This is a genomic window from Exiguobacterium mexicanum (genome assembly GCF_005960665.1).
GTDB classification, from domain to species: Bacteria; Bacillota; Bacilli; order Exiguobacteriales; family Exiguobacteriaceae; genus Exiguobacterium; species Exiguobacterium mexicanum_A.
This window is the reverse complement of the sequence record NZ_CP040676.1, coordinates 223,270-238,484: the sequence shown is the minus strand read 5'-3', so window position 1 is coordinate 238,484 and position 15,215 is coordinate 223,270. Positions and strand designations below refer to the sequence as shown.

Sequence of the window (15,215 nt, the reverse complement as noted above, 5' to 3'; positions counted from 1 at the left end):
GCTCAATACGCTCCTTCCGAATACGTCAGTTCATAGGAATGCGAGTAGATTTCGACGAGGTTGCCGAACGGGTCTTCACAATACACCATCCGGTACGGTTTATCGCCCGGGTAATATTCCCGGATTGGCATCCGTTGTTTTCCGCCATGGGCGACGATTTTCTCAACGAGCCCTTCGATGTCCGGGTCTTGAACACAATAGTGGAAAATACCCGTCTTCCAAAACTCGAAATTATTCTCCGGCTTCTCATTGTTTGGGAACTCGAACAGCTCGATGCCAATCTTATCACCCGTCGACATGTGGGCGATTCTGAAGCTGCCCCAGCCCGGTCCAAATACGTCCGTGCACATGACACCGATCGGCGAGTCGTCCTCGACGACGTCCGATGGTTGCATGATGGTGTACCAGCCCATCACGTCCTCATAAAATTTAACTGCTTCGGTCACACTCGGGACCGATAGCCCGATATGTGAGAATGTACGTGGATATGTCACTGTCATCTGCTCCTTTTTGTTTGCTCAATTTGATGGATAACGATACGATACCTTCATCGAAGCAATAAAAAAAGTACGCACATTCAAGTAACTACCCGAAAGCGAGGCGAATTGAACATGACGACCCCGTTCCCCGTCAATAAGGCGCTCGACATCATCGGCGGTAAATGGCGGCCTCAAGTGTACTGTACGCTCGAAAACGGCCCGCGCCGCTTTTCTGAGATTCAACGCGCCATCCCTGACGTCAGCCGTAAAGTGTTGACCGATCAACTGCGCGAGCTCGAACAGCTCGGTATGGTCCGCCGCATCGACTATTCGACCGAGAAACAGCTTCACGTCGAATACTCGCTCACCGAGGACGCACTCAGCCTGCAACCAGCCATGAAGGCGCTCTGCTCTTGGGGCGAGACACACGACGAATAAACCCGCGCCGAATCCGGCGCGGGTTTTGTCATGCTGCGAATAGACTTATGAGGTTTCCATCCGGGTCGATGACGATGGCGTAACGTTGTCCCCAAAACGCATCCCACGGTTCGCGGTGCGAGGCATAACCGTTTCCGACGATCGCTTCATAGCGCGCATCCAGCTCATCCCGACTATCGCACAAGAAGGCGAGTTCGACCCGGTGCCCCGTCGCCGGTTTCCATTCCCCATACACCGACTCCGCCACTTCGACCGTATCGAAGGCGAGCCGGACACCGCCGTCATCGATTTCGACGTGCGCTTCCCCATCCATCGCTTCCGGGATCGATAGGCCGAGCAAACGGTAAAAATCGAGCGCCCGTTTCATGTCTTCGACGACGATGCCAATCATATCTAGCTTGATTCCCATGTAATCACCTCATTTTCCAAGTTGGTGGTGCTATGATGAGTGTAGCACTACATATTGCTTGTGAAACGAGGAAATTCAAATGACCTATCAATTCGCTGTCCTGACCCAGCCACAGGCGGAAACAATCGCCTACACGTGGCACTATGAAGGGGATTATTCCTTTTACAACATGGAGGCCGATCAGGACGATTTGGCCGAATTTTTAGACGCCGAACAGCGCGGACAGTCGGTGTTCGCCATCACCTCAGACGAGGAATTGGTCGGCTTCGTGAGCGTCGCGCAACCGGATGCTGAAACGGTCGATATCGGGCTCGGCATGAAGCCCGATTTGACCGGGAACGGGAGCGGACGAGCGTTCGTCACATCGATTCTCGACTTCGTCAAAGCGACGTACTCACCTCATCGCATCACCTTGTCCGTCGCCGCCTTCAACGTGCGGGCAATCCGTGTCTATGAGGCGTGCGGGTTCACGCAGACCGGTTCGTTTCAACAACCGACGAACGGTAGCACGTTCACCTTCATCCAAATGGAACGTCAAGAAAGTCCTCAGAACCAACCGTTCTGAGGACTTTTCCTATGTGAGCTGCTTCTTTTGGATGTATGACAAGCCGAGCGCCGCTATCAAAATTGTGCCTTTGACGATGTCTTGGGCGTAATATGGCACGTCCCACATCGTCAGTCCGTTCAGCAAAATCCCAATCAAGATGGCACCGATCAACGTACCGACGACGTTCGGTCGTCCGGTCCCGAAGACGGCGTAGCCGATATAGGCGGCCGCGACGGCGTCCATCAACAGCGGTGCCCCGGCCGATACTTGTCCGGTACCGATGCGTGACGCCAAGATGATGCCGCCGATGGCCGCGAACAGACCGCTCAACACGTACGCGTACAGTTTGATCCGTGTGACGGCGATGCCGGAGCGGCGGGCCGCCTCGACGTTCGAGCCGACGTAATAAAACTCGCGTCCCGTCTTCGAATACGTCAAAAATAGATGGGCTCCGGCGAAGAAGAGAATCATCAAGATGGCGACGAATGGAACGGGACCAATCGAGCCTTGGCCGATGAAGAGGAACGACGGGATGAATCGTCCCGGTGCCGTCCCTCCTTCAATCGGCATGTTGTCGTAGATTGAAAAACCTTTCGTATACGTCAATTGGACCCCGTTGATGACGTACATGATGGCGAGCGTCGCGAGCAAATCCGGTAACCGGAACTTGATCGTCACGAGCGCGTTCAACAGCCCGACGAGCACGCCGAGGGCAATCGGGACGAGCAAAGCGACGAGCAGTTCTTGACTATGTAATACGAGACTCGACGCCGCACCGATTGTCGCGAGGCTCGCCGTTGAGCCGACCGATAAGTCGAACCCGCCGACGATGAGCGAGAACGTCACTCCGAGGGCGAGCAGCGAGACGATCGATACGGACTTGATGATGTCGCTGAAGTTCGCGTACGTCAAAAACTGGTCGTTCGTCACGCCGAAGACGGCGATGAGTGCGAGAATCGCGAACAACGTCCCGTATTGACCGATGCCACTGAAGCGTTTCGTGCGTTGTTTGATGACGAGTTGGGCCATGTTAAACCCCTCCTTTCTGTTGCCAACGGCCGCGGTCGAGCCAAAGCGTCCGGTTGGCGATCAATTCTAGTTCATGCGGTTCACTCGACGTAAAGATGACAGTCTTTCCACTTTTCGCGAGGCGGGTGACGAGTTCATAAATATCCCGTTTCGCCGTCACGTCGACGCCTTTCGTCGGTTCGTCGAGCAGATAGACGTCCCGGTCCTCGAGGAGCCATTTGCTGAGGACAACTTTTTGTTGATTCCCCCCGCTCAGCTCTCGGACCGGTTGCCCGACCTGGTCGTATTTCACACGGAGCGAGGCCAAGACGCGCGTGACTGCGTTCGCCTTCCCTTCGATCGCGAGGACGTTCCGTTCAATCGAATCGTCGAGGAAGAGTCCCTGTTTCCGGCGTTCTTCCGGTACGAGGGCGAACCCGGACCGGACCGCCTGACGCGGTTCGCGAATCTTGATTGGTTTCCCGTCCAACGTCATCTGTTGTTCAACGCCGGAGAGACCGAATAGCGCCTCGATCAACTCCGTCTTCCCGCTCCCGGTGACACCGCCGATGCCGACGACTTCGCCTTTATACGCCGTGAACGGCAAACTCGTCCCGAACGCCGGTAACGTGAGCTCTGCCTGAATCCGCATCTCGGTTTCCGGAACGGCTTTCTCTACCGCTTCTGCCATGTCAGATCCGCTCAAATACGTATGGATATCCCGTTCTGACAACGCCTGAAACGGCCCTTCATAGGCGATACGGCCATCCCGGAGGAACGTCGTCGTCGTGGTGACGCGCGACAGTTCGTCCGACCGATGCGTGATGAGAAGAATGCCGACACCTTCCTCTGCGAGCGACTGCAATAACGTGAGCAGTGACGTCGCATCTTCCGTCGACAAGGCGGCCGTCGGTTCGTCGAGCAAGAGGTAGGCCGCATCACTCGCGAGCGCCCGGGCAATCAAGACACGTTGTTTGACGCTGAGCGGGAATCGTCCGACCGGTTCGGTCACGTCAATCTCTAGTCCGACACGTTCCAAGTAGGTGGCCGCTCGCTGTTTTAGTTCACGAGGACGAATCCGTTCGACCGCCTGCCACGGCACGACGTTTTCATAAATCGGTAAATCGAGATAGAGGGCGTCATCGACTTCTTGCGACACCGTGATGATCCCACGGCGTATCGCCTCGGCCGGTGTGAATGTGACCGGTGTCTCGTCGAGCTCGATCGTCCCGGATGTGGGGATGATGGCGCCACTCAACAGCTTCACGAGCGTGCTCTTCCCGGCCCCGTTCAACCCAAGCAAGCCATGAATCTCGCCACGGCGGAGCGTGAAGCTGACGTCGTCGAGCACCGTGACATCACCATAGCGTTTCGTGACGCGTTCAAGCCGTAACATCAGTCCGTCCCTTTCATCCAGTCCGACCAGGCCGCGTCTGAGGCGCCCCAGTTCGGGACGTATTGACCGAGGTCGTCCATCGTCACTTTCTCGTCCGGCAAGACGTCACGATCGACGAGATACGGGTCGACCGAATGAATCGACGGCGTCTCTTCACCCGCTAATTTTTGATACGCGTAACGGACTTGGATCCGTCCGATTTCAGCCGGGTCGGTCGCGGCCGTCACTTTCCACGGGCTACCGTCCTCTTGCATGAGCTGCAAATCTTCATCGCTCAAATCAATCCCATAGACGGCGATCTCATCGCGTCCGGCCTGTTTGATGGCACGGCTCGCACCCTTAGCGAACTCGTCCCACATCGCGAACACGGCATCAATCTCACCTTCCGGATACTTCTTCAAAATTGCTTCCATCTGGCTCTGTGTGTCGAGCGCCGTATTGTTCGTCGCCGAACCAAACTTGGCGACTTCTGTGATACCCGGGTAACGCTTCAAGAACGCATCATAAATCGTGTGGCGACGTTCCATCGGTGTGAAGCCACCAACCCAAATCGTGACGATTTTGCCTTCACCGTCCAAATCTTCGGCGAGCGCCTTGAGTGAACGCCAAGCGAGCGAATAGTCGTCTTGGTCGATGACGGTCACGCCTTCGTTCGTCAAATCGTTGTCGAACGCGACGACTTTGATGCCTTTATCGAGCGCGCGTTGGACCGGTTCTTTCAACGCATCGGCACGGCCATGGTCGATCAAGATGACATCGACGCCTTGCGTCGTCGCCGTATCGACATAGCTCGCCATCTTCGACAGGTCGTTGTCGGCGTTGTACACTTTCACGTTGCCGCCGAACGATTCGACTTGTTCCGTCACCCCGTTGATATACTGCGACGAGAACGTCCCGATCGACATCTGCATGATCAGGGCGACATCGATATCTTTCGGAAGTGTGGCATTCGAGACCGAGACGGGTTTCGTCTCCGGTGTCTTCTCAGCCGGCTTCGATGGGGCCGCTTGTTCGTTCGTGCAACCGACGAGCGCCAAGACGAATGTGAATAGTAAAATTAATAGTTTTTTAGACATGAATTGTTCCCCCTACATGATGTGTGATGGCAGTCTCTGTCGGCTCGAACACACCCGCCTCGGTGATGAGTCCGGTGATGAGGTCCGGTGGGGTGACGTCGAACGCCGGATTGAAGACGGTGATGCCGACGGGTGCCGTCGGTTGACCACCGATATGTGTCACTTCTGACGGGTTCCGCTCCTCGATTTCAATCGTGTCATCCGCCGTCAAATCGAACGTCGAATGCGGCGCCGCGACATAGAACGGAATGCCGTAATGTTTGGCAAGGACGGCGAGCTGCAACGTCCCAATTTTATTGGCGACGTGACCCGTCCGTGTGATACGGTCAGCTCCAACGATGATGGCGTCGACTCGTTTTGACTGAATCGTCCAAGCCGCCATATTGTCGGTGATGAGCGTCACGTCGATATCGGCCCGGTCGAGTTCCCAGACAGTGAGGCGTGCCCCTTGCAGGAGCGGCCGCGTCTCACAGGCGAAGACGTTGAAAGATACGCACTGTTCTTTTCCGACGTAAAACGGCGCGAGCGCTGTGCCGTATCGCGATGTCGCGATGGCACCGGCGTTGCAGATTGTCAACACGTTCCCCCCGGCCGGCAACACCGTCAGCGCATGCTCGCCGATGGCCCGATATGTATCGACGTCCCGGTCGTACAAAGCGATGGCGCGGCGTTTGATTTCCTCGGCAATCGCCTCAAAGTCGTCCCCGACATTTAAATCAAGGAGCGATTCGATCACGTTTTGCAGATTGACCGCCGTCGGTCTTGTCGCAATCAAGCGGCGTCCAACGAGGTCGAGTCGACGGGTGAAGTCCGGGTCGTCGACTAACCGGCCTGCCTCTTTGGCGAGGACGAACGCCCCGAAGTAAGCGATGGCCGGGGCACCACGGACTTGGAGCGTCTCGATGGCATGTTCGGCCTGTTCGAGCGTCTCGATTGTCACGTAACGCTCTTCATGTGGTAACAACGTCTGATCCAATAGGATGAGTTCGTCCGTTTGCGAATTAAAGCGGATGTTTTGGACCGTCATACGCGCACCCCCGACAAAAGCGTCACCAAGTCGTCAATCGATTCGACGCTGTGGCGTTCTTTAATGAGCGCCGTCCCGAGGGCAAGCGCGTCACGTTTTCGTTCGAGCCGCGTCGCTTCCGGCAACGTCTCGAGATCGGCGACACCGGCGAGTCCGACGGCACGGCGAATGAGTTCGCAACCGGCATAGCCGATCGTGTCGCTGAAGATTGTCCGCAACAATTCGTCGACGAAACCGTCCGTATTGAACGGCTCGACAGCGCGCTCAAAGTTGGCCTGGAACGTCTTCTCGAACGTCTCCCACACCGTCAAGACGTCCGTGAAACGTTCGAAGCGTTTGAGCGGGTCATGGAACGTCGACAGCGTCAAATGGGCGATAATTTGGCCCAAATCAAAGCCGAACGGTCCGTAAAATGCGAACTCTGGATCGATGATTTTCGTCTCTTGTTGAGTCGCGAAGATGCTGCCTGTATGTAGGTCACCGTGCAGAAGCGCCTCATGTTTCGTGACAAATCCGACTTTCAGTTTCGTCACCTCGACCTTGAGCGCCTGGTCTTGCCAGAGGCGTTCGACATCTTCTCGAAGCGCCGCCTCGATGTTGTTCGACTCCGCGTCTTTGAACGGGTCGGTGAAGATGAGCTTCTCGGTGATGTCACACAGTTCCGGGTTGTAATAGTCACGTTCAATCCGCTTCTTCGCGATCGGGCCGGCCGCATAATCCGACGTCGCGAACAGCGTCTCGCCTAAAAATTCACCGACATGACGCGCGAGTTCCGGATAGCTCTCCCCTTTCAAATAACCGGTGCGGACAATCTCATAATCAGACAGATCTTCTAAAATCGTGTAGGCGAGCGTCCGGTCGCTACCGAGGACGTCCGGGACGAAACGCGGCGCCACGTTCGCAAACTCACGGAGTGCCAACTGTTCAATCCATGCCCGTTCGAGTGTAAGCGGCCAGCTCTCACCGACGACTTTAGCGTATGGGAGCGCCTGTTTGACGATTAGGCGCTGTTTGCCTTGGCGAATCCGAAACACGAGATTCAAATTGCCGTCCCCGATTTCCTCACACTCGGCGATTCCGTCTTGCAAGTATCCTAATTGACGGACGTGCTCGACGACAGACTGTTCTGTAAATGGTTGATATGACATGATGTTTTCCCCTTCCTGTACGTTGCCCACAAAAAAAGCCCCTTTCTCCGCGAGAAAGAGGCACAGCCAAAATGGTTGTTCCTCTCATCTGTCAGACATTCGTCTGGTGGATGTAGCACCGTGCCTAATGGTCGGTTGCTGCGGCGTCATCGGGCCAATTCCCTCTGCCAACTCGCGATAAGAGTGGTTTATTCGATTCGGTGAACTTATGTGATGAATATTACGGACTCGACGTCACAATTGTCAACGTCCTTTTCTCCGGGCCACTCGTCTTTTTTTTGTGCATATATGGAAACAACTTCCCAAAATATTTTTTTTGGAAAAAAAGGAATTGACGACGTGACGAATCTGTGTAAAAATTCAATTAAATTTCACAACTTCAAATCACATTCTTATCAAGAGCAGACGGAGGGACGAGCCCGATGATGTCGCAGCAACCGACCAGAGATGGCACGGTGCTAATTCTTGCAGCGAAAGCTGAGAGATAAGAGTTCATTTTTTATGATGACCTCTTGCCTCGGCATGGGGTCATTTTTTGTTTGCCTGGAAGGAGGAACCATATGAGTATCACTGCCACATATGAAATCAAACGGACGGATGCGGTCGCAAGCATTGCCGACAAAATCGCCCTCGAGCTGACCGTCGGCACATGGACTGAGCTGCGTCATTTAGAGCAAGAGCAGTTACAGGCGTACCGGGGTGAGGTCGTATCGACCACCCATACGGAGACGACGAGCCGGTTCACGATCCGCTATCCGTTACATAATGTCAGCCCTGACTTTTCATCCATCTTGACGACGACGTTCGGGAAACTATCCCTCGACGATTCGATTCGGTTAATCGATTTGACGTTGCCCGAAACGCTCGCCCCTCATTTCAAAGGCGCCAAGTTCGGCGTCGACGGGATTCGCGAGTTGCTCGGTGTCCATGACCGTCCGCTCGTCATGAGCATCTTCAAAGGCGTCATCGGGCGTGACCTCGCGTTTCTCGAGCAGCAACTCCGCGATCAGTTCGCCGGCGGCATCGATATCGTCAAAGACGACGAGATTTTATACGACAATCCGCTCACGCCGTCGCTCGAACGGGCCCGGATCGGAGCGGCCGTCATTCAAGCGCACTTTGAGGCGACCGGGAAACGTGTCCTCTACGCCATCACGCTGAGCGGCCCTGTGTTCGGTCTTCGCGACCAGGCGCTCCGGCTGATCGAGGCCGGTGCGACGGCGCTCCTATTCAACGTCTATACGTACGGTCTTGACGCACTGCGCGAACTTGCGAACGACCCAGACATCCGTGTGCCGATTTTGGCCCACCCGGCCTTTGCCGGCGCCTTGACCGGGTCCATCAGTCATTCGCTCTTACTCGGTAAACTCCCACGTCTCGCCGGGGCCGATTTGACGCTCTTCCCGTCTCCATACGGTTCGCTCGCGACACCACGGGACGAGGCGTTCGCGATTCGTGACTTGAGCGCCGAACCGCATTGGTCGAAACCAATTTTACCGGTCCCGTCAGCCGGGATTCATCCGGGGCTTGTCGCCGATATCATTCGTGATTTCGGGACGGAGGTCGTCATCAACGCCGGCGGTGGCATTCATGGTCACCCGGACGGTGCAGCCGCCGGGGCCCGTGCTTTCCGCCAAGCCATCACTCACGTCCTCGGTCCCACCGAAGGACAGACGGACGAACTCGATACCGCGTTAAAGGCGTGGGCGTCACGATGACGGTCCACATCCTGTGCGACTTCGATGGGACGATCACGGCGGAAGACAATATCATCGCGTTGATGAAGGCATTCGCCCCGCCGGCTTGGGTCGAGTTGAAAGATGCGGTGCTCGAACAACGGATTTCCATTCGCTCCGGTGTCGGTCAAATGTTTCAACTATTGCCGAGCGAGGCCGCCCCGGCTTACCACGATTATTTGTTGGAGCGGATCACGCTCCGCCAAGGGTTCCCATCATTTTTAGAACAGGTTCGGGCGCACGGTTGGAAGTTTGACGTCGTCAGCGGCGGGATGGACTTCTTCGTCCAGCCGGTCTTAGATGGTCACGTCGCCCCTGAGCACATCTACTGTAACGTCGCCGACTTCTCCGACGAGACGGTAACCGTCACGTGGCCGCACGCTTGTGACGAACAGTGTACGAACGATTGCGGCTGTTGCAAGCCGACGATTGCCCGCCGTATCGTCAATCCGAGTGACCGCTTAATCATCATCGGCGACTCGGTGACCGACTTCGAGGTCGCGAAGCGTGCCGACTTCGTCTACGCCCGGGGTCAACTCATCACGCTCTGCGAAGACGCAGGCATCCGTTACGCCCCGTTCGAGACGTTCGACGACATCACCCATCACTTGAAGGAGGTGGCCGTATGAGCCTTACGGCACGTTGGCTTGAACTGGCCGAGATTAAAGACGAACTCGCCGCCCGCGACTGGTTCCCCGGAACGAGTGGGAATTTGGCGATTCGCGTCTCTGACGACCCGCTCGAATTTCTCGTCACGGCGAGTGGACGCGATAAACGGAAACGAACGCCAGACGACTTTGTTCATGTCGATGCGGGCGGACGCTTAATCGGCGAACAGACAGGAAAACCATCCGCCGAGACGCTGCTACATGTCGAAGTGTTCAATCGGACGGATGCGACGTGTTCGCTCCATGTCCATACGGTCGACAATAATGTCATCTCCGAGCTCCATGCTGCCACCGGCGAAGTCGTCTTCACCGGTCAAGAAATCATCAAAGCGCTCGGCTTCTGGGACGAGGATGCGGTCGTCCGCGTACCGATTATCGAGAACCATGCGGACATTCCGACTCTTGCGGCCGCTTTCGCCCCTCACATTCACGCAAACGCCGGTGCCGTCCTCATTCGCAATCACGGCATCACCGTCTGGGGCGAGACCCCGGCCGCGGCCAAACGCTATTTAGAGGCTTACGAGTTCTTGTTCAGCTATACATTAAAACTACGCGCCCTAGGCGTCCATTCATAAGGAGGAACCAACCATGGCAACTGTCTATTTCCAACAAACCGAAGAGCGTTACGTCGATCAAACTGAAGTGAGCGCCTTTTTAGAGTCTCGCGGGATTTTGTACGAACAGTGGGACATCACGAAGCTGCCGGAAAACCTGCAAGAGAACTATCAGTTGACGGACGAGGACAAACAAGCGATCTTGTCGACGTTCCGTGACGAGATTCGTGATGTATCGGAGCGCCGCGGCTATGAGACAGCAGACGTCATCTCATTGTCAGACGCGACGCCGAACTTGGACGAATTGCTCGTCAACTTCCAAAAGGAGCACCATCATACGGATGACGAGGTCCGCTTCATCGTCAGCGGCCATGGCATCTTCGCCATCGATGACGCCGAGCGTGGCTACTTCAACATCGAGCTCAACCCCGGCGACCTCATCTCGGTGCCGGTGAACACGCGCCACTACTTCACGCTCCAAGACGACCGCAAAGTCGTCGCCGTCCGCATCTTCGTGACGACAGAGGGCTGGGTGCCGATTTACGAGAAACAAGACGTGAAGGCATAAAAATAGGTCTCTCGCATTTGTGCGAGAGACCATTTTTTTAATGTTTGGCAGCGGCTGTCGGTTTTGAAGAGAACCAACCCCATACCGCGATCCCGACCATGACCGACCAGAAGAACACGGTCCACGCCGTCGAGTGGACGAAGCCGTCCGGAAGACCCATGAACGCGAACGGTGTACCGGCAATCAATTCCTTGAAGCCAGGGTGTTCAAGGACGAGCACCGTCAACTTCACACCGACCCAGCCGACGATGATGAAGGCGGCTGTCTCAAGTGTCGGACGTTGATGCAACAGCTTGACGAAAATTCGAGCAGCGAAACGCATCAAGATGACCCCGATGAGTCCACCTGTCAAGACGACGAAGAACTGACCAGAGTCGATCCCACCGATTTCACCGAGACCGAGCGGCGGCAAGCTGACCGCGAGCGCGACCGCTGCGAGAATCGAATCGACCGCGAAGGCGATATCAGCAAACTCGACTTTCGCAACCGTCAACCAGAACTCTTTCTTCGTGACCGGCTTCTCTGTGACAGCCGTCTCTTCTTTCGCCTCAGCAGCGAGATCTTGTTTCGGCTCCGTTTTACGAGCCTTATAGGTCATATACAGATGTCGTGCGCTCATTCCGATCAAGTAAAGCGCACCGAGCGCCTGGACTTGCCAGACGTTGATCAAGAATGAGATCAAGAACAAGGCGATGAAGCGGAAAACGAACGCTCCAAGTAATCCGTAAAATAGTGCCTTCTTCTGTTCTGTCCGCGGCAAGTGCTTGACCATGACCGCCAAGACGAGCGCGTTGTCTGCAGAAAGTAGCCCCTCGAGACCGACGAGTACGACGATGATCCAGGCGTACTGCAGAATTAACTGCCAATCCATTAAAAACATCCCCTTTTTTGTTGTGTTCCTTCATATTTAACAGTGATCTATTTTTTAAGTTCACAGGAACATTTTATTCCCGATTCATATCGAAATCAATCTTCTTTTCTTCAATTGCTGAAGTTTTTTTATTTATGAGGACATGCAAAGTGTTACTTCTACTGTTATTTTGCGATGATTTTAACCGTTATCTTGCACTTAAAAGTGTGTGTTAGGTGACGAACGTTCGTAAAATGATTTGACACATTTACGAACGCTTGATAGATATGAAACCTATTCTTAAGACTTTAACTTAGGGACTTTTCCAGACCGATGCAAGCGATTGAATGCCCTTCCGAATTTCTCCAACACTCAAAGCCCCGTATCCGATGATCACTCGGTCGGTGGATTTGGTTTCTTGATACATATGGGATACGGCATCAACTGCAATGCCAAGCGAATGCGCCCTTGCAATTGCTTCTCGTTCCGTTAAGAAGGCAGGTAATTGGACAATGATATGCAATCCAGCCTCATCTCCTCTAACAGAAAAATCTTCTCCTAAAAATTCATCTATCGCTTCAATCAAGCACTTTCTCTTTGAGCGGTAAAGGGTTCGCATTTTGGCGATGTGCTTCTCATATCTACCTGTCTTAATGAATTCTGCAACAACTAACTGATCGATTTTGGAAACAGTGGATTTCTGCAGTGCATTGAATGCTTCATATTCTTTCACTAAAGATAAGGGGAGGACAAGATAACTGATTCGAATAGAAGGCAGTAAGGTTTTTGAGAACGTACCAAAATAAATAACTTGATTTAAAGAGTCTAAATGAGCCAACGTTGGAATGGAGGCTCCTCGGTAACGGAATTCCGAATCATAATCATCTTCCACGATGTAACTGGAAGAAGCTTTTGCCCATGTCAACAACTCAAGGCGCCTGTTGATCGACATTATGGTGCCAAGTGGATATTGGTGAGCTGGAGTTGTATAAAGAAGTGTCACTGGCTGTTTCGGTACGGTACAGCCTTCAGAATCCAACCTTAGAGGTAAAACAGGTATGTTTAATTGGTGAAAAACCGCATTTGCCCGAATAAAGCCAGGTTCCTCGATTCCTACTTTAGAAGGAATGAGGAATTGACACAGACAACTTAATTGTTGTTGAGTACCACTGAAAACATAAATTTGTTTTGCATGGCAATGCAATCCTCGGGATCGGCGCAAATAGTTTGCAATTTCGTTCCGTAATTCCGGTTCCCCTTGCCAAGCACCATTCGCAATATGGGCAGGAGCCAGAAAATTTTGATACAGGCGGTTCCAAATTTTGTATGGAAATTCTGTTGGATCAACTTGTCCGTTTCTAAAATTTAAGGACTCTTCTTTTATCGTTGGCAGTAATTCTTCTTTTTGAAGGGCAGCTTTTTCTTGGAAGGGGACTTCAATCTCCCCTATAAAATAACCTTGTCTCTCTGTTGAATACAGGTAACCTTCACTCAGTAATTGGGCATATGCTTCCTGTACGGTAAATACACTGACATTCAATTGATTGGCTAATTCGCGTTTAGAGGGCATTCTTGAATGCGCTTTTAACTGTTGTTGTAGAATGAGCTGTTTGATGTGTTCATAAATGGCCATATATTTTGTGGTTCCCGATGGAAACGTTACTTGCAGTTCCACTCCAAACACTCCTTGGTATGTAAATTTTACTCCGAATTGGTTATGTTAAGCATACCAGAAATGAAGTGTAATGATAGAAAGGAGTGAGGGAAATGAAAACCTTAGAGAATGAAGTTGTCAAGCTAGTGCCGATGGAAATCAGTCATATAGAAGGAATCTGGGACGCAGCGAATAACCATGAAATTTGGGAACATATGTCGGTGGATTTGACGGACAAAAGGAACGTTGAACAATATGTACAAGACGCTCAAAAAAAGAGAGCAGCTGGAACAGAGTTTGCTTTTGTGATTGTAGATATCGAGACAAAGAAGATCATTGGGGCCACCTGGTTTCTCGACATTTCCATGCCACACAAAAGACTAGAGATTGGTTCAACTTGGCTAAATCCCAAAAGTTGGCGAACGAACATCAACACCAATTGCAAGTTTTTACTGTTGACGTATTGTTTTGAAGAACTGGGATTGAATCGCGTTCAAATCAAGACAGGTCATGAAAACATCCGTTCACAACGCGCCATTGAAAGAATCGGAGCCATTAAAGAAGGGATTTTAAGGAACCACATGATTCGCAAAGAAGGAACAATTCGACATACCGTCATGTATAGTGTGACAAAAGAGGATTGGCCACAAGTCAAAGAACGCTTCCACAAGATACTAATAGATTAATAATTTATACCATATCTGTATTTGAGACCTATTTCAGTTTTGAGTTTGTAATCTAAGGATAAGGCGACCTATAAAGAGTAGTTTACATATCACGAGATTATCAGCAGTTCTCTAAAAACCAACAAAAAAAAGGAAGAGGAGAAGCTTTATAACCAGCTTTTCCTCTTCCTTTTTTCTCTAACATTACTTAGGATTCAATGCTTTATTGATGAATTGGTATAGCTCGCCATCTATTCCATGTTGCAGTTCGTTCCCTGGGTTTTCAGCGTGGAAACGCTCGGCTTGCTTACGGAAAGCCATATCGCCTTCGGAAAAGACATTCACGATGTCGTTCCATTTTTTCGCTAAATGCTGTACTTTTTCATCGGTGGGAGAAGTGCCTTTATCTTTTTCCAAACGAATTTCCATGATAAGAGCTTCAAATTCTTGTTCTGTATGCTTCAAGAACTGTTTGTCCGCATTTTCATAGCTGCTTTCCATGGTATCCAATTGCTGCTTCGAAAAGTATTTTTCCTTATTCATTTTCAGCGCCTCCATTAATTTAGTAAGTTCTGAAATCGAAAGGGTCCGATTGCTGTGTGCAGCCGATAACGCATTTTCCAACTCCGCTACTAGTTTTTGCTGAACCTCTATCTCTTTTTTGACTCGAGAAATTTGGGTTTGCAAAATCTCCGCAACGGTTTGTTCCTCCGGATTAGACAACAGAAGTTGTATTTCTTCTAACGACATTCCCATCTGCTTTAAGGACAAAATGGGCTGAAGACGGACCAAATCTGCTTTCGTGTAAAGCCGATGCCCTGACTCCGTATACTGAGAAGGTGAAAATAAACAGATTTGATCGTAATAGCGTAAAGTTCGAATCGTTAAACCCGCCAATTCTGCAACTTCTCCGACTTTCCAATATTCCTTCATTCGCTTAGCCTCCATTTAACAACATTTCTATTCACCAACTAAAAACGACAAATTCGAAG

17 protein-coding genes and 2 riboswitches are annotated in these 15,215 nt (G+C 52.2%); of the genes, 7 read left to right on the top strand and 10 right to left on the bottom strand.

Features of this window, described 5'->3' with window-relative positions:
* Positions 1 to 2: 2 nt before the first annotated feature.
* Complete coding sequence (locus tag FED52_RS01715) at positions 3 to 494, bottom strand: lactoylglutathione lyase family protein (protein ID WP_021066026.1); 492 nt, start codon at positions 492 to 494, stop codon at positions 3 to 5.
* Between the two features lie 117 nt (positions 495 to 611).
* Between FED52_RS01715 and FED52_RS01710 the strand changes: the two genes are divergently transcribed.
* Positions 612 to 917, top strand: coding sequence for a winged helix-turn-helix transcriptional regulator (locus FED52_RS01710; RefSeq protein ID WP_138858700.1), 306 nt, complete (start codon positions 612 to 614; stop codon positions 915 to 917).
* Positions 918 to 945: 28 nt separating this feature from the next.
* On the opposite strand, the gene FED52_RS01705 is transcribed toward FED52_RS01710, so the two are convergent.
* Entirely contained in the window at positions 946 to 1,326 is a 381-nt protein-coding gene (locus FED52_RS01705) for a VOC family protein (RefSeq protein WP_138858699.1), read from the bottom strand.
* Positions 1,327 to 1,405: 79 nt separating this feature from the next.
* On the opposite strand from FED52_RS01705, the gene FED52_RS01700 reads away from it, so the two are divergent.
* Positions 1,406 to 1,891 (top strand): GNAT family N-acetyltransferase, encoded by a 486-nt coding sequence (locus FED52_RS01700; protein ID WP_138858698.1) that lies wholly within the window; start codon positions 1,406 to 1,408, stop codon positions 1,889 to 1,891.
* Between the two features lie 9 nt (positions 1,892 to 1,900).
* Here the strand turns inward: FED52_RS01700 and FED52_RS01695 are convergent, their stop codons facing one another.
* Genes FED52_RS01695 through mtnK form a run of 5 tightly spaced genes read right to left on the bottom strand, consistent with a single transcriptional unit; the run spans position 1,901 to position 7,528 of the window.
* Positions 1,901 to 2,902 (bottom strand): ABC transporter permease, encoded by a 1,002-nt coding sequence (locus FED52_RS01695; protein WP_114165249.1) that lies wholly within the window; start codon positions 2,900 to 2,902, stop codon positions 1,901 to 1,903.
* A gap of 1 nt (position 2,903) precedes the next feature.
* A complete protein-coding gene (locus FED52_RS01690) occupies positions 2,904 to 4,277 on the bottom strand; it encodes a sugar ABC transporter ATP-binding protein (protein ID WP_138858697.1) in 1,374 nt (457 codons plus the stop codon).
* Positions 4,277 to 5,353 (bottom strand): sugar ABC transporter substrate-binding protein, encoded by a 1,077-nt coding sequence (locus FED52_RS01685; RefSeq protein ID WP_138858696.1) that lies wholly within the window; start codon positions 5,351 to 5,353, stop codon positions 4,277 to 4,279. Before FED52_RS01685 ends, FED52_RS01690 begins: the two co-directional genes overlap by 1 nt.
* On the bottom strand, positions 5,346 to 6,380 hold the full coding sequence (mtnA, locus tag FED52_RS01680) for an S-methyl-5-thioribose-1-phosphate isomerase (protein WP_138858695.1): 1,035 nt from the start codon (positions 6,378 to 6,380) through the stop codon (positions 5,346 to 5,348). Before mtnA ends, FED52_RS01685 begins: the two co-directional genes overlap by 8 nt.
* Positions 6,377 to 7,528 (bottom strand): S-methyl-5-thioribose kinase, encoded by a 1,152-nt coding sequence (mtnK, locus tag FED52_RS01675; protein WP_138858694.1) that lies wholly within the window; start codon positions 7,526 to 7,528, stop codon positions 6,377 to 6,379. Before mtnK ends, mtnA begins: the two co-directional genes overlap by 4 nt.
* 81 nt (positions 7,529 to 7,609) lie before the next feature.
* Positions 7,610 to 7,712, bottom strand: a riboswitch (SAM riboswitch).
* A 205-nt stretch (positions 7,713 to 7,917) separates the two neighbouring features.
* Positions 7,918 to 8,019: riboswitch (SAM riboswitch) on the top strand.
* Positions 8,020 to 8,088: 69 nt separating this feature from the next.
* Between mtnK and FED52_RS01670 the strand changes: the two genes are divergently transcribed.
* The 4 genes from FED52_RS01670 to FED52_RS01655 are packed head-to-tail and all read left to right on the top strand — an operon-like array spanning position 8,089 to position 11,054.
* Complete coding sequence (locus FED52_RS01670) at positions 8,089 to 9,246, top strand: 2,3-diketo-5-methylthiopentyl-1-phosphate enolase (RefSeq protein WP_138858693.1); 1,158 nt, start codon at positions 8,089 to 8,091, stop codon at positions 9,244 to 9,246.
* On the top strand, positions 9,243 to 9,893 hold the full coding sequence (locus FED52_RS01665; RefSeq protein ID WP_138858692.1) for a 2-hydroxy-3-keto-5-methylthiopentenyl-1-phosphate phosphatase: 651 nt from the start codon (positions 9,243 to 9,245) through the stop codon (positions 9,891 to 9,893). The genes FED52_RS01670 and FED52_RS01665 overlap by 4 nt, the downstream gene beginning before the upstream one ends.
* The gene (locus tag FED52_RS01660) at positions 9,890 to 10,507 is read left to right on the top strand and encodes a methylthioribulose 1-phosphate dehydratase (protein WP_128123584.1); all 618 of its coding nucleotides are present in this window, start codon (positions 9,890 to 9,892) and stop codon (positions 10,505 to 10,507) included. The genes FED52_RS01665 and FED52_RS01660 overlap by 4 nt, the downstream gene beginning before the upstream one ends.
* Positions 10,508 to 10,520: 13 nt before the next feature.
* Entirely contained in the window at positions 10,521 to 11,054 is a 534-nt protein-coding gene (locus tag FED52_RS01655) for a 1,2-dihydroxy-3-keto-5-methylthiopentene dioxygenase (protein ID WP_138858691.1), read from the top strand.
* Positions 11,055 to 11,091: 37 nt separating this feature from the next.
* Here FED52_RS01655 and FED52_RS01650 read toward each other — a convergent pair whose 3' ends face one another.
* Positions 11,092 to 11,925 carry a TerC family protein gene (locus tag FED52_RS01650; protein WP_138858690.1) on the bottom strand — a complete coding sequence of 278 codons (834 nt, stop codon included), beginning with the start codon at positions 11,923 to 11,925 and terminating at the stop codon, positions 11,092 to 11,094.
* Positions 11,926 to 12,217: 292 nt separating this feature from the next.
* Positions 12,218 to 13,579 (bottom strand): MocR-like pyridoxine biosynthesis transcription factor PdxR, encoded by a 1,362-nt coding sequence (locus tag FED52_RS01645; protein WP_240731282.1) that lies wholly within the window; start codon positions 13,577 to 13,579, stop codon positions 12,218 to 12,220.
* Between the two features lie 92 nt (positions 13,580 to 13,671).
* Here FED52_RS01645 and FED52_RS01640 point away from each other — a divergent pair, with 92 nt between their 5' ends.
* Positions 13,672 to 14,244: a GNAT family N-acetyltransferase gene (locus FED52_RS01640; RefSeq protein WP_138858689.1), complete on the top strand. Its 573-nt coding sequence runs from the start codon at positions 13,672 to 13,674 to the stop codon at positions 14,242 to 14,244.
* 183 nt (positions 14,245 to 14,427) lie between these two features.
* On the opposite strand, the gene FED52_RS01635 is transcribed toward FED52_RS01640, so the two are convergent.
* Positions 14,428 to 15,156 (bottom strand): MerR family transcriptional regulator, encoded by a 729-nt coding sequence (locus tag FED52_RS01635; protein ID WP_167491735.1) that lies wholly within the window; start codon positions 15,154 to 15,156, stop codon positions 14,428 to 14,430.
* Between the last annotated feature and the right edge of the window lie 59 nt (positions 15,157 to 15,215).